Origin of the sequence: Nonomuraea sp. NBC_00507, assembly GCF_036013525.1 — a bacterium.
GTDB lineage: Bacteria > Actinomycetota > Actinomycetes > Streptosporangiales > Streptosporangiaceae > Nonomuraea.
Genome location: NZ_CP107853.1, coordinates 12361840 through 12379143 on the forward strand (window position 1 = coordinate 12361840; position 17304 = coordinate 12379143).

Here is a 17304-nt window from a genome sequence, read left to right on the forward strand (position 1 = left end):
ATCGCCCTAGCCGTTGCCGCGTTCGTCGGCCCAGTTCTCCTGAACCGTGGAGATGAGCTTGTCCGGCGTCGTCTTACCGGCGATCAGCTGCTGGACCGCGGGGAAGAGGGTGTCGCCCATCGACGGGGTCGCCCAGTCGAGGTAGAGCGCCAGCCCGTCGTCGGCGAGAACCTGCTGCCAGGTCTCCACCAAACCCTCCTGCGCACTGCCCGCCTTGGGCTCGCCCGCGTCACGCTCGGCGACGGGCAGGTAACCGCCCTGGAAGAGCGTGGCCGCGTTCTCCGGCCGGGTCATGAAGTCGATGAAGTTGGCGGCGACGTCGGGGTATTTGGTCTTGGCGGAGATGCTGAACGGCGAGGTGGTCGCGCCCGTCGCGCGGACCGGGTCACCGGCCTTGACCGGCGGCATCGCGGTGAATCCTGCCTTGCCGTCCATGTTCTCGTCGATACGCGACCTGTTCCAGCTGCCGGAGACCATGAAGACGCCCTTGCCCTTGATGAACTTGCCGACGCCGTCGCTGTCGGAGGTGCCGTTGGCGGAGGAGTCGATGTAGCCGGCCTTGGCCCATTCCGCGAGGGTCTTGGTGGCCTGCTGCACACCGGGACTGTCGAAGGTGGCGCCCTTGCGGCCGTAGACCCAGTTGAGCCCGTTCTCGTGCGGCTCGTACTGAGCGATCAGGTCGGACAGCACGTGATTGCCCGGCCAGGCCTCCAGGTTGCCGAGCTGGATCGGCGTCTCGCCCGCCGCCTTGGCCTTGGCCAGCGCGTCCTGGAAGGCGGCCAGATCCTTGAAGGGGGTGGTGATGCCGAGCTTGGCGAGCTTGTCCCGGTTGTAGTAGATGCCGACCAGGTTGCCGCCCAAGGCTATGCCGTACAGCTCGCCGGTGCCGAAGGTCTTGCCGTCCTTGGAGAACCGGGCCTGGTCGAGCAGGCCAGGCTTGAACCGCTCGCTCCAGCCGTACAGCTTGGCGTACTCATCCAGCGGCCGGAGCAGGCCCGCCTGGACCAGCGGGCCCTGCATCGTCTGCGCCTGGCCGGCCTGGGCGATGTCGGGCGCCGATTCCGAGGACATCTGCAGCTTGATGTTCTTGCCGTAGTCGGCGAAGGCCGTGTACGTCGGTTTGATCGTGATGTTGGGGTGAAGCTGCTGATACTTGGCGGCCAGCTGCTCGATCGCCTTTCCCTGGCCGCCTTCCTCGAAGTGGCTCAGTGTCAACGTGACCGGCTCGGTCGGTAGCGCACTGGACACGGCCTTGCCCGCGTCGGGGGCTTCGGTGGGTGCGGCACCAGGGGCGCAGGCCGTCACGGTGGCGGCTATGAGGGCCAGGCCGGCGATCGTACGTGTCGTCAACGTCATCGCAGACTCCTTTGCGGGCTTACCGGTCAGACCACCATCTAGGTAAACGGGAGGTTTCGTCAACCATACCGACCATCATCCCGGAGTTGCGGTCAGACCAGTCTGGCCGATAAGAAGACATGCATGAGCATCGAAGGCATCGAGACACTCGTCGTCGAGGAACTGCCCAACCTGCTGCTGGTTCAGGTGCACCTCGAGTCGGGCATCGTCGGGCTGGGCGAGACCTACTACGGGGCCTCAGCGGCCGAGGCGCACCTCCACGAGGCTCTGGCGCCCGCCCTGGTCGGGCGCGCCATGCCGCGGGACGCGGACGAGCTGCGGGCGCTGCTGACGGAGCTGGAGGGCTATGTCGGCTACCTGGGCAGCGGCGCCGAGGTCCGCGCGCTGTCGGCCATTGACCTGGCACTGTGGGACGCGATGGGCCAGGAGGCCGGCCTGCCGCTGGCCGAACTGCTCGGCGGCCGGGTCAGGAGCGACGTGCAGATCTACAACACCTGCGCGGGCCCGCACTACATGCGCCACCCCAGCGGCCAGAAGTCGGCCAACTGGGGGGTGGCCGGCGAAGGACGCTACGAGGACCTCTACGGTTTCCTCCACCACGCCGACCGACTGGCCGAGGATCTCCTGTCCGAGGGGGTGTCGGCCATGAAGATCTGGCCCTTCGACGTCTACGCGGAACGTTCGGCGGGACGCGAGATCAGCCGGGCCGACCTCGATGCCGGACTCGGCCCCTTGCGCAAGGTGCGCGACGCCGTCGGCGATCGCATGCGCCTCCTCGTGGAGCTGCACGGCTTGTGGGAGCCTTCCGTGGCGCGGGTCATTCTGGCGGCGCTCGCGGAGTTCGATCCCCTATGGGTCGAGGACCCGATACGGCCGGATCGCTACGCAGAGCTCGGCGAACTGCGAGCGACCAGCCCGGTTCCGATCGCCGCCGGTGAGACGCTGGGTGGCCGCACGGCCGTGGCCCCTCTGCTCGATCGGCGCGGGGTGGACGTCCTCATCGCCGACCTCGGCTGGTGTGGCGGGATCAGCGAAGTCCTGGCTCTGGCCGAGCACACGCTCGCGGCCGAAGTGCCCCTCGCGCTGCACGACTGCAGCGGGCCCGTGGTGCTGGGCGCCTCCGCGCACCTGGCCGTCCATCTGCCGCACGTGTTCATCCAGGAGACCACCAGGGCCTACTACTCCAGCTGGTATCCGCAGCTTGTCACCGGCCTGCCGGACATCTCCGCCGGTCGGCTGAGCCCGGGCACGGCCCCCGGCCACGGAGTCCGGCTCCGCCCCGATCTCGACCAGAGCGCCACTGTACGCCGCCGCGTAACCGGCGCCACCCATCCCCTCCCGCTGGCCCGATAACCAGCGCTCGCCTGGCCCCTCGGAAGGCTGTTCAGGTGACGACGGGGCGCTCAGGCATGTGGTCACGGCATTTCCGCCGCAGACCACTTAGGGATAGAGCGTGATTTTTCCGTGCGTGTCGCCCGATTCCGCCCTGCGGTGGATCTCGGGCAGCTCGGACAGGGCGTGTGACTCCGCGACCTCCACCGCGAGCCGTCCCTCGTCGATCAGGGCCGCCATCGCAGCCAGTTGCCCGGGGTCGTAACGCGTCACGAAATGTGTGCCGCCCTCGATGGGGGTGGCGATGGTGACGATCATCCGGCCCAGCCCGGCCAGGGCTTTGGCCGCGTCCTCGGGGATCGGGATCAGGTTCAGCAGCACGTCCATGCCGCCGGGCAGCGGAGCCTCGGTGTAGTCGACGACTTCGTCGGCACCGATCCGTCTCACCGCATCGGCGCTGCGCGGTCCGGCCGTGGCGGTCACGTGCGCGCCTGCCAGCTTGGCCAACGGCACGGCGAACCGGCCGACGCCGCCGCCCGCGCCGTTGATCAGCACGCGCTGCCCCGGCGTGATGCGGGCGTGCTCGAAGATCGCCTGCCAGGCGGTGAGCCCGGCCACGGGGATGGCGGCCGCGGCCGCGAGCGGAATGCTCTCCGGCCTTTTGACCAGGACGTCCGCGGGCGCGGCGACGTACTCGGCCGCGGCGCCGCTCACCATGCCGAAGACTCGATCCCCCGGTGCCAGGGTGGTGACGCCCGCGCCGGTCTCGACGACCGTGCCGGAGACGTCCCAGCCGAGCGTGTGCGGCAGGGTCGCCTGGAACACCTCGGGGAGCAGCCCGGAGCGCAGGCCGACCTCCGACGGGTTGAACGAGGTGGCCGCCACCTCGACGAGCACCTCCCCGGGTCCCGGACGGGGCGTGGGAACCTCGTCCTGGCGGATCACCGAGGCGTCACCGAACCGGTGGATACGTGCTGCCCGCATCGTGGGCGCCGCCTTCGGAGGGGTCCGGAACGCGCCGGCGTGCTCCACCACCCATTGCCGGAAGGTGCTCGCGGGGCTCTTCGTGACCTCCTCGACCGTCGAGGTGACCGATGCCTGCACCCGGCTGCCCTCGGCCTGGGCCTGGAGGACGCCTTCCACCGCCTCAGGTGGCCAGCCCCTGGCCAGGAGGTCCGCGCGGGCGCGGTCCAGCGGGATCTCCTCCCAGCGGGCGGGTATCCCGGTGACCTCGGAGATGATCCGCACCTGGTCGGCCTGCGTGATCACTTCGGGGCCCGTCAGCTCGTACGCCGCGCCGTGGTGCCCCTCGTCCAGCAACGCCCGCACGGCCACGGCCGCGATGTCCCGCTCGTGCACCACGGGGCCGGCGGCCTGCCCGTACGCGCCGCGCACCGCTCCCGCCCGCACCTGCCTGGCCCACCGCAAGGCGTTGGCCGCGAAGGCGTGCGGGCGCAGGAACGTCCACTCCGTCCCCGACTCTTCGATCAGCCGCTCGACCTCGCGTTCCTGATCACGCCGCGCCACCGACGAGAGGTAAACGACACGCAGGGCCCGCCCGGCGACGGCCTCGACCACCGCCCGCGCCCCCTCGGCCGTGGCGAACGGCCACAGCAGGAACACCGCCTCCACCCCGTCGAGCGGCATCGTGGCCGGATCGGTCAGATCACCCGTGCTCCTGCTCAGTGCCAGGGGCTCGGCCCCGGCTTCCTTCAACAACGCCATGACGTGCCGGCCGACGGTTCCGGTCGCGCCGGTCACCAGGACTCGCTTCATGGGCACAACCGTAGAGATGTCGGGAGAGATGCCCAATGCGTTGTTATCTGAGATTCATACGTCATCGTCTCAGACGCTAGAGTCGCGCTATGGACGTACTTAGCGACGTGATCGCCGTCATGCGCGCCGGACGGCCCCGCTCGGCCCGCGTCGAATGGCGCGCGCCCTGGGGCCAGCGCTTCCCCGACGTCCCCGGGTCGGCCGGGTTCCAGGTGGTCCTGCAGGGGTCGGGCTGGCTGCTCCCTCCTGGCGAGGAGCCGATCGCGCTGTCCGTCGGGGACGTGGTGTTCTTCCCGCACGGCGGCAGCTACGCCATGGCCGACAGCCCGTCCACGCCGGTGGCCGAGCCGCAATGCGACCCGCTGACGGAGGACCTCGACTTGTTCTCGTCCGCGTCGGCCGGCGGCGGCCCGGGCGCCGTGACGGTCCTCCTTTGCGGCGGATACCGGCTCGACCCCACCCGAACCCATCCGATCTTGCACGACCTGCCGGCGCTGATCCACCTGCCGGCCAGGCTCGGCGGCAACCCGGAGCTGCGGGCAGCCGTGGAGTTGCTGGGCGCGGAGATCCAGCGCCCTCGGCTGGGCGCCGACACGGTGGTCTCGTCGCTGTTGGACATGCTGCTGCTGTTCATGCTGCGGGCCTGGTTCGACGCCGAGCACGGGCACTGCGCGGTCTCGGGCTGGGCGCAGGCGCTGGCCGATCCGGGCATCAGCGCCGCACTCGACGCCATGCACCGCGATCCGGCGCATCCGTGGACGGTGGCGGAGCTGGCCGGGCGTGCGAGGTCGTCGCGGGCGGCGTTCGCGCGCCGGTTCACCGCCCTGGTGGGGCAGCCACCGCTGGCGTACCTGACGTGGTGGCGCCTGTCGAGCGCAGGCCGGCTGCTGCGGGAGTCGGACGCGCCGCTGAGCGAGATCGCGGTCCGTGCGGGCTACGGCTCGGAGTTCGCGTTCGCCAACGCGTTCAAGCGGCAGTACGGCCTGGCGCCCGGTAGATACCGCCGCAACCCCTGCTCGGCGCCGGCGGCTGACACGGTTCCCACCAGAGCTGTTGTTAAAACGTAACAATCAGCCTAACGCCCGGACACATCGCAACTTTCTGGAAAGCTGCCCTTAACAGGGCATTGACGCGCCCCTGGTTACTGGCTTACTTTCCATCCACCGATTAAAACGATTTTGCCAGGGTGTGGCATGCCAGATACTCCCGTGCTGTCCCTCTCACGGGTCAGCAAGGCGTTCGGCGCGGTGCGGGCCGTACGCGAGGTTTCTCTAGAACTGTATGCGGGTGAGGTCCATGCCCTCGCCGGTGAGAACGGCGCGGGCAAATCCACGCTCGTGAAGATCCTTTCGGGCGTGCACCGGCCTGACTCCGGAGAGATCCTGCTGGACGGCGCGCCGGTGGAGTTCGCCGGTCCCGCCGACGCGCAGCAGGCCGGGGTCGCGGTGATCTACCAGGAGCCGACCCTGTTCCCCGACCTGTCGGTCACCGAGAACATCTTCATGGGGCGCCAGCCCCGTGGCCGCCTCGGCATCGACCGGCGGGCCATGCGCGCGAGCGCCGCCGCGTTGTTCACCAGGCTGGGCGTGCAGCTCGACCCCGACCAGCCGGCCCGCGGTCTGTCGATCGCCGACCAGCAGCTCGTGGAGATCGCCAAGGCGCTGTCGCGGCAGGCCAGGGTGCTCATCATGGACGAGCCGACCGCCGCGCTGTCCGGCAAGGAGGTCGCCCGGCTGTTCGGCGTCGCCAAGGCGCTGCGCGAGCAGGGGTGCGCGCTGCTGTTCATCTCGCACCGGCTGGAGGAGATGTTCGAGCTGTGCCAGCGGGTCACGACCCTGCGGGACGGCGGTTTCGTCGCCAGTGACCTGATCGCCGACATCACGCCCGACGACCTGGTGCGCCGCATGGTGGGCAGGGAGCTGGAGGCCCTGTTCCCCAAGCAGGAGACGACCGTCGGCGCGGTGGCGCTGAGCGTGCGCAGGCTCACCCGCGAGGGTGTCTTCACCGACGTGTCGTTCGAGGTGCGGCGCGGCGAGATCGTCGCGCTGGCCGGGCTCGTGGGGGCCGGGCGCAGCGAGGTCGCCAGGGCCGTGTTCGGCATCGACCGGTGGGACGCCGGCAGCGTCGAGGTGGACGGCAAGCGGCTGCGGCCCGCCAGCCCCACGGCGGCGATGGCCGCCGGGCTGGCCCTGGTCCCCGAGGACCGGCGCCAGCAGGGGCTCGTCATGGACCTGTCGATCGAGCGCAACATCGGCCTGGCCGGGCTGGCCGCCCTGCACCGCGGGCCGCTGATCTCGCGCCTCGCCGAGCGGCAGCGGGCCAAGGACTGGGCGGTACGCCTGCAACTGAAGTTCGCTCAGCTGACGGACCCGGTGAACGTGCTGTCCGGCGGCAACCAGCAGAAGGTCGTGCTGGCCAAGTGGCTGGCCCGCAAGCCGTCGGTGATCATCGTGGACGAGCCGACCCGGGGCATCGACGTGGGCACGAAGGCCGAGGTGCACCGGCTGCTGTCGGAGCTGGCCGGGACCGGGGTGGCGGTGCTGATGATCTCGTCCGAGCTGCCCGAGGTGCTGGGCATGGCGGACCGCGTGCTCGTCATGCACGAAGGACGGCTGGTCGCCGAGATCGACCGCGCGCAGGCCACCGAGGAGAACGTGATGGCCGCCGCGACCGGAAGGACCACCACTGAAAGGAGGGATGTCGGATGACCGCCACCGCGACCCGGCCCGCGAGCGCCACGCGCAACGGCGGCCGACGGCTCGTCGACATGGTCGCGCGGGTGCGGGAGCTGGGCATCCTGGTCGCGCTCGCCGCCCTGTTCGGCGTCACGGGGGCGGTGAACCCGAGCTTCCTGACCTACGGCAGCCTGCGCGACATCCTGCTCAATTCCGCCATCGTGGCCATGCTCGCCGTCGGCCAGACACTCGTCGTGATCACCCGGAACGTGGACCTGTCGGTCAGCTCGGTGGTCGGGCTGTCGGCGTTCGGGGGCGCGCTCGTCCTCGCCGACAACCCCGGCGTGCCGATCCCCGTCGTGATCGTCGGCTGCGTGGTGCTCGGCGCGGCCTGCGGGGCGATCAACGGGCTGCTCGTCGGGGTGGCCAAGGTGCCCGCCCTGGTAGCCACGCTCGGCACCCTGTACGCCTTCCGCGGCATCGACTACGCCTGGGCGGGCGGCCGGCAGGTCAACGCGGCCGACATGCCCGACGGCTTCCTGTCCCTGGGCTCGCGCTCGGTGCTCGGAATGCCGCTGCTCGCCCTGGTCGCCCTGGTCGTCCTGCTGGTCGTCGGCTGGATGCTGCGCAACCTGCGCTCCGGCCGCGAGCTGTACGCCATCGGCTCCAACCCCGAGGCCGCGGTGCTGGCCGGGATCCGGGTACAGCGGCGGATCATGGCGGCGTTCGTCGCCAACGGCGCGCTGGCAGGGCTCGCCGGCGTCATGTGGGCGGCCCGCTTCGGCACCGTGGACGCCACCGTGGCCACCGGCAAGGAGCTCGACGTGATCGCCGCCGTCGTGGTGGGCGGCGTGGCGATCTTCGGCGGCAGCGGCACGGTCTACGGGGCCGCCCTGGGGGCGTTGCTGCTGGCGAGCATCACGAGCGCGTTGGCCGTGCTCCGGGTGGACGCACTCGCCCAGACCGCCATCAACGGCGCCCTGCTGATCGCCGCCATCGTCCTCGACCGGCTGCTCGCCCTGCGGGTGGCCGCCGCACTCCGCCGCCGGAGGTTCCACGATGACCACTGACCGGCTCCGCCAGTCGGCGACCACTGACCGGCTCCGCCAGTCGGCGACCACTGACCGGCTCCGCCAGTCGGCGACCACTGATCTGTTCCGCCGGTGGGAGACGCTGATCCTCGCCTTGCTCGTCGGCGTCGTCGTCTGGGCGTCGCTGGGCGTGGACGGGTTCGCCAACGGCTCCAACGTCTCGTTCCTGCTGCTCGACACTACTGAGATCGCCCTCATGGCCCTGACCATGACTCTGGTCATCGTGGCCGCCGAGATCGACCTGTCCGTGGCCTCCACGCTCGGCCTGTCCTGCGCCGTGCTCGGCTGGCTGTGGAACTCCGGGCTGCCGATCGAGGCGATCATGCCGATCTGCCTGCTGGTCGGCGCCCTGTGCGGCGCGTTCAACGGCCTGCTGGTCACCCGCCTCGGTCTCCCCTCCCTGGCGGTGACGATCGGGACATTCGCCCTGTTCCGGGGTCTGGCGTACGTGATGCTGGGCGACCAGGCGGTGGCCGACCTGCCGCCGGCCTACACGAGCCTGGCGACGGCCTCGATCGGCCCGATCCCGCTGATGACGGTGCTGGTGGCGCTGCTGGCGGCGGTGGCCGCCGTGGTGCTGCACGCGACGGGCCTCGGCCGGTCGATCTTCGCGCTCGGCTCGAACGAGGAGGCGGCGTACTTCTCCGGCATTCGGGTCAAGCGCATCAAGTTCTGGTTGTTCGTGGCCTCCGGGGTCATGGCCTCGCTCGCCTCGCTGGTCTACACGTTCCGGTACGCCAGCGCGCGTGCCGACAACGGCGTCGGTCTGGAACTGGCCGTCGTGGCCGCCGTGCTGCTGGGTGGAGTGTCGATCTTCGGCGGCCGCGGCTCACTGCCCGGCGTCCTCATGGCGGTCCTGCTCCTCGGCGTCGTCCGCAACGCGCTGATCCTGGCGGACGTGGCCAACGAGGTGCTCAATTTCGTGACGGGCCTGCTCCTCGTCGCGTCCGTGCTGGCGCCTAACTTGGGGGCGGTCTGGCGACGGCGCACATCACCACAAATGGAAGGGAAGTCCCCATGAAGAAAATGGGAATGCGTCATACAGCACTCCTGGCCGGGCTCGTCCTGATGACGGCCGCGTGCGGCGGCACCACCAGGACCGACGTGCAACAGCAGCAGTCCTCCGCCCCGGCCACCGCTGCGTCGTCAGCCGCGGCCAACCCGAACGCCCCGCTCAAGCAGGGACTGAAGATCGCCTTCCTGCCGAAGCAGGTGAACAACCCGTACTTCACGATCGCCGACAACGGTGGCGTCGAGGCCGCCAAGGAGTTCGGCGGCGAGGGCAAGGAGGTCGGCCCGTCCGAGGCCAGCGCCTCCTCGCAGGTGTCCTACATCAACACGCTGATCCAGCAGAAGCAGGACGCCATCGTCATCTCCGCCAACGACCCCAACGCCGTCGTGCCCGCGCTCAAGCAGGCCAGGGCCGCCGGCATCAAGGTCGTCAGCTACGACTCCGACACCGCCCCCGAGGGCCGGGACGTGTTCGTCAACCAGGCCAGCCCCGAGGACCTCGGCCGTACGGAGGTGCAGCTCCTGGCCGAGCAGATCGGCCACAAGGGCAAGATCGCCATCCTGTCCGCCACGCCGAACGCGACCAACCAGAACACCTGGATCGAGTTCATGAAGGACGAGCTCAAGAAGCCCGAGTACAAGGACATGGAGCTGGTCAAGGTCGCCTACGGCAACGACGACGACCAGAAGTCCTTCACCGAGACCCAGGGTCTGCTGCGCTCGTACCCGGACCTGGCGGGCATCATCTCCCCCACGACCGTGGGCATCGCCGCGGCCGCCCGTTACCTGTCGGACTCGCCGTACAAGGGCAAGGTCAAGCTGACCGGGCTCGGCACGCCCAACCAGCTGCGCAAGTTCGTCAAGGACGGCACGATCGACGGGTTCGAGCTGTGGAACCCGGCCGACCTGGGCTACCTGGCCTCGTACGCGGGCGCCGCCCTGGCCTCCGGGCAGATCACCGGCGCCGAGGGCGAGAAGTTCAAGGCGGGCAAGCTCGGCGAGTACACGATCGGGGCCAAGGGCGAGGTGCTGCTCGGCAAGCCGACCGTGTTCAACAAGGACAACATCGACGACTTCGACTTCTGAGTTCATGACCGGCTGCGCGGCACGACCAGGCCCGTCTCGTACGCGGTGACGACGGCCTGCGTCCTGTCGCGCAGCCCGAGCTTGTTCAGGACCCGGCTGACGTGGGTCTTGACCGTCTCCTCCGTGACCACCAGCCGGACCGCGATCTCCGGATTGGACAGCCCCTCGGCGACCAACCGGAGCACCTGCGTCTCGCGCGGCGTCAGCGTCGACAGCGCGGGCGCCTGCGATCTCGGGCCGAGGCGGGCGAACTCGCTGATCAGCCGCTTGGTGACCGCCGGCGCCAGCAGCGCCTCGCCGGCGGCGATCACGCGTACGGCGTCGAAGAGCCGCTCGGCGGTGACGTCCTTGAGCAGGAAGCCGCTGGCACCGGCGCGCAACGCGTCGTAGACGTACTCGTCCAGGTCGAACGTCGTCAGGATGAGCACCCGCGGCCCGTCCGCGCCGGCTCCGGCGAGCTGCCTGGTGGCCTCGATCCCGCCCATGCCCGGCATGCGCACGTCCATGAGCACGACGTCGGGGGCCAGCTCGCGGCAGATCCGCACCGCCTCTGCCCCGTCGGCGGCGGTGCCGGCGACCTCGAAGTCCGGCTGGGTGTCGAGCAGCTCGGCGAACCCGGTCCGGACGACCAGGTGATCGTCGGCGATGACCACACGGATCATGAGTCGCTGGCGTCCTTTCCTGTCACGGGGCGTTGCCCGTCACGGGGGCGTTGCCGGTCATGGACGCGTCGTCGGCGTCTTTTCCGGGCAGGCGTGCCTCGACGAGGAAGCCGCCGCCGGGCGCGGGCCCGGTCCGCAACTCGCCACCCACGGCCACGGCACGCTCCCTCATACCCGCCAGGCCATGGCCGGCCTGGTTCCCGCCGGACGGTCCTGGCCCGTTGTCGCGGACCGTCACCCGCAGGGCGTCGTCAGCGTAGTGCAACTCCACGTCCACGGCCGCACCGGGCGCGTGCCGCCGCGCGTTGGTCAGCGCCTCCTGGATGATCCGGTACGCCGCCAGCTCCACCCCCGGGTCGAGCTCGACCGGCGCACCGCGGAGTATCAGCCGGGTCCCGGCACCCGACGCCTCGCGTGACTCGTCGAGCAACTCGTTGAGCTCGTGCAGGCGCAGGCCTGGCTGCGGCCGCCAGGTCGCCTCCGCCTGCGCGTCCTCGCGCAGCACACCGAGCAGCCGCCGCATCTCGGTCAGCGCCGCCCTGGCGGTGTCACCGATCGCCAGCAACCGCTCCGCTCCGGCGGCAGGCATCCCGGGAACCGCCAGCCGGGCGGTCTCCGCCTGCACGGCCACCATGGAGATGTGGTGCGCGACGACATCGTGCAGCTCACGGGCAATCCGCGCGCGCTCGCCACGGGCGGTGTGCTCCAGCAGGCTGTCCGCGACAACCTGCCTCACGACGGTGTCAGCCATGGCCTTGCGACCAGCTCGCCGCGCGATCCCGCCCAGCGCCGCGGCGGGGACCAGGCAGGCCACCACCAGCGTGAGAACCGGTACCAGGCCGCCGCCCGTCGCGCCGGTCGCCTCCAGCGCCACAGCCAGCACCGGGAACGGCACGGTGACGAGCACGGCCGGGGCCGGCGACGCGTGAAGGCCACACCGGTAAGCGGCGACCAGCTGTGCGATCACACCGGCCACGGTCAGCGTGTGGAAACCTGCGATCGACAACACACTCGCCGCACAGATCAGGACCGCGGCCAGGAGCGGCTGTCCCCAGAGCAGGAGCAGCGGAAGGGTCGTGGCCAGGGCGAGCAACGGGAAGACCACGATGGCGAGTGGCGCACCCTGCGGCAACCCGTCCCGGGTGCCCGTGGACGGCGGGAAAGCGCCGTTCGCCGGCGCGTCCACGGCCCCCGCGTCGGTGGCGCCGGTAGGGGGTGGGCCACCGGTGCGGGCGGCCGGATCGCCGGCCGGCGCGCTCACCGTATGTCCCATGACCGGCTGCGTGTCGCTGCCTCCTCTGATCGACTCGGCCAGGGCGAGCAGCACCAGCAGCGCAAGCAGCACTCCGACGGCCACCTGATCCCGGTGTCCCCGCCAGGTCCAGCCCCGGTCTCGCGCGCGCTCCACGGAAGCCATTGTCACGGCCTGCGCCGCGTCCTGGCATCCCTCACACGAGGGACCCCCGTAGCTGCCGCCAGTGACAGCCCGGATCGCTCCGCCGCGTGACGACCGCGGCGACGTCGGATGCCTAGTCTGCCTGGCGTGGAAGCAACCATCGAAGTCAGCGGGCTGCGCAAGCGGTTCGGCCAGACCCTGGCGCTGGACGGGATGACGTTCACCGTTCGGCCCGGCCAGGTCACCGGTTTCGTCGGTCCGAACGGCGCCGGCAAATCCACCACGATGCGGGTGATCCTCGGCCTGGACGCGCCCGACGAGGGCCGCGCCCTGATCGGCGGCCAGCCGTACACGAGTCTGCGCACCCCCCTGTGCCACGTCGGCGCGCTGCTGGACGCCGGCGCGCTGCAACCGAGCCGCACCGCGCGCAACCACCTGCTCTGGCTGGCCCACTCCCAAGGGCTGGGCGCCGGGCGGGTGAACGAGGTCGTGGCGCAGGTCGGGCTCGAGTCGGCGGCCAAGCGCAAGGCAGGCGGGTTCTCGCTCGGCATGCGCCAGCGGCTCGGCATCGCCGCGGCGCTGCTCGGCGACCCGCCGGTGCTCATGCTGGACGAACCGTTCAACGGCCTCGACCCCGAGGGCATCGTGTGGATGCGCGGTTTCCTGCGCGCGCTGGCCGCCGAGGGACGTGCCGTGCTGGTGTCCAGTCACCTGATGAGCGAGCTCCAGGACACCGCCGGCCATCTCGTGGTGGTGGGCCGGGGCCGGGTGGTCGCGGACACCAGCGTGGCCGACCTGATCGCGGCCGCGTCCGACGGCCGGGTGACGCTCCGTACGCCGGAACGGCCCGCGGCGATGCAGGCACTGGCTCAGGCCGGCGGCACGGTCACCGTCACCGACCGCGACACGATCAACGTGTCCGGGCTGGCGGCCGAGCACATCGTGCGCCTGCTGGGCGCCCAGTCGATTCCGTTCTCTGAGGTGAGCGCGCACCGCGCGACGCTGGAGGAGGCGTACCTGGACCTGACCAGGGACGCCGTGGAGTTCCGTGGAGCGGCCCGATGAGCAGCGCTGTGACCCCCCATCGCTCGGGCCTCCGTGTCGTGCGCGACGGCTTCGCGCAGCTGCTGCACGCCGAGTGGACCAAATTCCGCACCGTCCGCGGCTGGGTGGCAGGCATGGCGGTCGCGGCGCTGCTCATCGTGGGGCTCGGGCTGCTGTCCGCCACGGGCAGCCACTCCTCGTGCATGAAGGGGCCGGTCGAGGAGCCGTGTCCCGCTCCCATCCTGGGACCTGGCGGCGAGGCAGTGGTGGACAGGTTCTACTTCGTGCACCAGCCGCTGGACGGGGACGGCACCATCACCGTACGCGTGAAGTCCATGACCGGCGAGATCCGCAAGCCCGACGTCACCCCCGGAGTCAGGAACACCATCACCGGCGTCGTGCCCTGGGCGAAAGCCGGCGTCATGATCAAGGAGAGCACCAAGCAGGGCGCTCCTTACGCGGCCATGATGGTCACGGGCAGCCACGGTGTGCGGATGCAGCACAACTTCACCGAGGATGTGGCGGGCCGCCCTGGCGGCGTGTCAGCGGAGTCCCCGCGCTGGCTGCGGCTGACCCGCACGGGCGACACGATCATCGGCGAGGAGTCACCCGACGGCAGACAGTGGACCCGGGTCGGCACCGCCCGCCTGGCCGGGCTGCCCACTCAGGTCCGCATCGGGCTGTTCGCCGCCTCCCCCGGCGACCTGACCGTGACGCCGAACACCATAGGCGGGTCCGTCGCCGCCTCCCGGTTCGCGGAAGCTACCGCCGTCATGGACCAGGTCAGCATGCGGTGGAAGGGAACCGGAGCCACCTGGAAGATCGACGACATCGGAGTCACGACGGGGCTCGACGGTGTGACGCCCCATCACCCGGGCAGGCTGGAGCGCTCCGGCGGCACGTTCACCGTCACCGGGGTCGGGGACATCGCGCCGCTCACGGGCGACGCCACCATCGAACGCACGCTGACTGGCGCCATGGCCGGACTGATCGCGGTGATCGTGGTGGCGGTGCTGTTCGTGACCACCGAGTATCGGAGGCAGCTGGTCCGCACGACACTGCTCGCCAGCCCACGGCGCGGCCGGGTGCTGGCCGCCAAGGCCGTCGTGATCGGCGCGGTGACCTTCGTCGCAGGGCTGGCAGCCGTCGCCCTCACTCTCCCGCTCGGCCGGCGGATCCTGCGGGGCAACAACATCTTCACGCTCCCGGTGCCCACGCTCACCGAGCTGCGCGTGGTCGCCGGCGTCGCGGCGCTGCTCGCCGTGATCGCCGTTTTCTCCCTCGCCCTGGGTGCCTTGTTCCGGCGCAGCGCCATGGCGGTCATCGTGGCCATCGCAGCGATCCTGGTCCCGTACCTTCTCGCGACCGCATCGATCCTGCCCGAGAACGTGTCGGACTGGCTGCTGCGGATCACGCCCGCCGCCGGATTCGCGATCCAGCAGAGTGTCCCCGAGTACCCGCAGGTGATCTCCCACTACGCGCCGGTGGCCGGCTACTACCCGCTGGCGCCGTGGGGCGGTTTCGCCGTGACGTGCGGGTACGCGGCGCTGGCCCTCGTCCTGGCGGTGCGCCGGCTGCGCCGGAGCGACGTATGAGGCGGGAGATCCACGCCGAGTGGACGAAGCTACGCACCATGCCCGGGCCCGGCTGGCTGCTGGCCGGGATGGTCGTGCTGACCGTGGCACTGAGCGCCGTGGCGGCCGGCGCCGTGACCTGTGGGTCGGCCGGCTGCGGCCAGGACGCGGCCCGGCTCGGCCTCATGGGCGTGCAGCTGGGTCAGGCCGTGGTCGCCCTGCTGGCCGTCCTCGCTGTCTGCAGTGAATACAGCACCGGCCTGATCCGCACCAGCCTCACCGCGATGCCGCGCAGGACCACCATGCTGGCCGCCAAGGCGAGCGTGCTCACCGGCCTGACGCTGGTCGCCGGGACGGTCGCGGTGCTCGGGTCCGTGCTGGCCGGGCGGCTGCTCCTGCCGGGGAGCAGCTCCACCGCCGCACCCGGCTACGCGCCGCTGTCCCTGGCCGACGGGCCGACGCTGCGCGCCGCCGTCGGCTCGGTGCTCTATCTCGGGCTGATCGCCCTGCTCAGCGTGGGCGTCGCCATCGCCGTACGCGACTCCGCGACGGCCACCGGCGGCGTGCTCAGCCTGCTCTACCTGTTTCCGCTGGCCATCCGCATGGTCGCGGACGAGGAGACGCAGCGTTTCCTCTGGAGCATCTCGCCGACGAACGCCGGGCTGGCCATCCAGGCCACCACTGACGCGGCCGTCCTGCCCCTCGGCCCATGGGCGGGGCTGGGCGTGCTCGCGGCATGGGCGGCCGCGGCGTTGCTGACCGGCTGGGTGCTGTTGCGACAGCGGGACGCCTAACCGAAAACCACCCAAAGGGTGCTCGCCGGCCTGTTCGTGGCCAGCGGGTTGCGCGGCACACACTAACCCGCGCTCGGAGAAACGCATTCACGTAAGGCGGTCGGCCGCCGTGACACGTCAGGTGGCCGATCGGCCGTCCGAAAAGGTGATAAATGTCTATCACGGCGCTCTCTGCGCATATGCCATCAGTGACCTGCCGCATCACATTAGTCCTCCACAATTGGCCGTGACTCGGCTAGCATCGTGAACCACTCGGATAATTCCGTCGGTGCGGGGTGTTTCCAGGTTGACCTACCAGGGGGACGACCGAGCGCTAGAGTGGCCCGCCACTCTTGACGTGACCAAATTGCTGGACAACGGTTGGCGCCCGTACCCCTTCCGACAATTCCTGCTAAAAGTTCACAGTCGTTGCAATCTCGCCTGCGACTACTGCTATGTCTACAATCTCGCCGATCAGAGCTGGCGGTCCCGGCCCAAAATCATGGCGCCCGAACTCGTCACCGCCGCCGCAGAACGCATCGCCGAGCACGCCACCGCGCACAGGTTGCACTCCGTCAGGCTGATCCTGCACGGCGGCGAACCCTTGCTCGCCGGGCACCCGTACCTTCGCAAGATCGTGGACACCGTCCGCGCGGCCGCGGGCCCGCACATCCGAGTGGACGCCGCCGTCCAGACCAACGCCGTGCTCCTGAACGAGGACACGCTGCGATCCTTCCGGGACCTCGACGTCAGCGTGGGCGTGAGCCTCGACGGCAGCAGGCGGGCCAACGACCGCAATCGCCGCTTCACGGACGGGCGCAGCAGCTACGACTCCGTCGCCACCGCACTCGACCTGCTGCGGACCCCGCCGTTCCGGCACCTCTACAGCGGGCTCCTATGCACGGTTGACCTGGCCAACGACCCCCTGGAGACCTACAAGTCGCTGCTGCGCTTCGACCCCCCAGCCATCGACTTCCTGATCCCGCACGGAACGTGGGAGTCCCCGCCGCCCGGCCGCTTCCCCGACAGCGAGACGCCCTACGGCGACTGGCTCGTCGCCGTGTTCGATCGCTGGTACGCCGACAGCGGGCGCACGGTCGTGCGGCTCTTCCAGGAGATCGTCAATCTACTGATGGGCGGGGCCTCGGCCAGCGAGGCGGTCGGCCTCACGCCGTCCTCCCTGGTGGTCGTGGAGACCGACGGCACCATCGAGCAGACCGACTCACTCAAGGTCGTCCGGCAAGGCGCTCCGACGACCGGCCTGAACGTCGTCGACCATCCCTTCGACACCGCGCTGCGGCACCCCGGCATGGTGGCCAGGCAGCTCGGCTGGGATGCGTTGAGCGACACCTGCAGGGCGTGCCGTTTCGCCCGGGTCTGCGGCGCCGGCCTCTATCCACACCGCTACCGGCCGGGCACGGGCTTTCTCAACCCCTCGGTCTACTGCCCCGACCTCTACCACCTGATCGGGCACATCCGCTCCCGCCTCGTCGGCGATCTTCGCCGGGCCACTCGCTGAAAGGATCCC

Annotated in this window: 14 protein-coding genes; 10 read left to right on the forward strand and 4 right to left on the reverse strand. The window is 70.4% G+C overall.

Features of this window, described 5'->3' with window-relative positions:
• Positions 1 to 6: 6 nt before the first annotated feature.
• Complete coding sequence (locus tag OHA25_RS58395) at positions 7 to 1356, reverse strand: ABC transporter substrate-binding protein (RefSeq protein WP_327585368.1); 1350 nt, start codon at positions 1354 to 1356, stop codon at positions 7 to 9.
• A gap of 123 nt (positions 1357 to 1479) precedes the next feature.
• Here OHA25_RS58395 and OHA25_RS58400 point away from each other — a divergent pair, with 123 nt between their 5' ends.
• Entirely contained in the window at positions 1480 to 2709 is a 1230-nt protein-coding gene (locus OHA25_RS58400; RefSeq protein WP_327585369.1) for a mandelate racemase/muconate lactonizing enzyme family protein, read from the forward strand.
• A gap of 87 nt (positions 2710 to 2796) precedes the next feature.
• On the opposite strand, the gene OHA25_RS58405 is transcribed toward OHA25_RS58400, so the two are convergent.
• Positions 2797 to 4464 (reverse strand): alcohol dehydrogenase catalytic domain-containing protein, encoded by a 1668-nt coding sequence (locus tag OHA25_RS58405; protein WP_327585370.1) that lies wholly within the window; start codon positions 4462 to 4464, stop codon positions 2797 to 2799.
• An 89-nt stretch (positions 4465 to 4553) separates the two neighbouring features.
• Here OHA25_RS58405 and OHA25_RS58410 point away from each other — a divergent pair, with 89 nt between their 5' ends.
• The 5 genes from OHA25_RS58410 to rhaS all read left to right on the forward strand — a co-directional run bounded on the left by OHA25_RS58410 (position 4554) and on the right by rhaS (position 10327).
• The gene (locus tag OHA25_RS58410) at positions 4554 to 5531 is read left to right on the forward strand and encodes an AraC family transcriptional regulator (RefSeq protein ID WP_327585371.1); all 978 of its coding nucleotides are present in this window, start codon (positions 4554 to 4556) and stop codon (positions 5529 to 5531) included.
• A 126-nt stretch (positions 5532 to 5657) separates the two neighbouring features.
• Positions 5658 to 7172 carry a sugar ABC transporter ATP-binding protein gene (locus OHA25_RS58415; protein ID WP_327585372.1) on the forward strand — a complete coding sequence of 505 codons (1515 nt, stop codon included), beginning with the start codon at positions 5658 to 5660 and terminating at the stop codon, positions 7170 to 7172.
• Positions 7169 to 8209, forward strand: a complete 1041-nt coding sequence (locus OHA25_RS58420) for an ABC transporter permease (protein WP_327585373.1) — start codon at positions 7169 to 7171, stop codon at positions 8207 to 8209. The genes OHA25_RS58415 and OHA25_RS58420 overlap by 4 nt, the downstream gene beginning before the upstream one ends.
• Entirely contained in the window at positions 8199 to 9251 is a 1053-nt protein-coding gene (locus OHA25_RS58425; protein WP_327585374.1) for an ABC transporter permease, read from the forward strand. The genes OHA25_RS58420 and OHA25_RS58425 overlap by 11 nt, the downstream gene beginning before the upstream one ends.
• A gap of 11 nt (positions 9252 to 9262) precedes the next feature.
• Positions 9263 to 10327, forward strand: a complete 1065-nt coding sequence (gene rhaS / locus OHA25_RS58430; RefSeq protein ID WP_305919272.1) for a rhamnose ABC transporter substrate-binding protein — start codon at positions 9263 to 9265, stop codon at positions 10325 to 10327.
• A gap of 2 nt (positions 10328 to 10329) precedes the next feature.
• Here rhaS and OHA25_RS58435 read toward each other — a convergent pair whose 3' ends face one another.
• Positions 10330 to 10989 (reverse strand): response regulator, encoded by a 660-nt coding sequence (locus OHA25_RS58435; RefSeq protein WP_305919273.1) that lies wholly within the window; start codon positions 10987 to 10989, stop codon positions 10330 to 10332.
• Positions 10990 to 11011: 22 nt separating this feature from the next.
• On the reverse strand, positions 11012 to 12397 hold the full coding sequence (locus tag OHA25_RS58440; RefSeq protein WP_327585375.1) for a sensor histidine kinase: 1386 nt from the start codon (positions 12395 to 12397) through the stop codon (positions 11012 to 11014).
• A gap of 135 nt (positions 12398 to 12532) precedes the next feature.
• On the opposite strand from OHA25_RS58440, the gene OHA25_RS58445 reads away from it, so the two are divergent.
• The 4 genes from OHA25_RS58445 to OHA25_RS58460 all read left to right on the forward strand — a co-directional run bounded on the left by OHA25_RS58445 (position 12533) and on the right by OHA25_RS58460 (position 17295).
• Positions 12533 to 13450 carry an ATP-binding cassette domain-containing protein gene (locus OHA25_RS58445; RefSeq protein ID WP_327585376.1) on the forward strand — a complete coding sequence of 306 codons (918 nt, stop codon included), beginning with the start codon at positions 12533 to 12535 and terminating at the stop codon, positions 13448 to 13450.
• The gene (locus OHA25_RS58450; RefSeq protein ID WP_327585377.1) at positions 13447 to 15024 is read left to right on the forward strand and encodes an ABC transporter permease subunit; all 1578 of its coding nucleotides are present in this window, start codon (positions 13447 to 13449) and stop codon (positions 15022 to 15024) included. The genes OHA25_RS58445 and OHA25_RS58450 overlap by 4 nt, the downstream gene beginning before the upstream one ends.
• Complete coding sequence (locus OHA25_RS58455; RefSeq protein ID WP_327585378.1) at positions 15021 to 15797, forward strand: ABC transporter permease; 777 nt, start codon at positions 15021 to 15023, stop codon at positions 15795 to 15797. The genes OHA25_RS58450 and OHA25_RS58455 overlap by 4 nt, the downstream gene beginning before the upstream one ends.
• A 337-nt stretch (positions 15798 to 16134) precedes the next feature.
• Positions 16135 to 17295, forward strand: a complete 1161-nt coding sequence (locus OHA25_RS58460) for an FxsB family cyclophane-forming radical SAM/SPASM peptide maturase (protein ID WP_327585379.1) — start codon at positions 16135 to 16137, stop codon at positions 17293 to 17295.
• Positions 17296 to 17304: the final 9 nt, after the last annotated feature.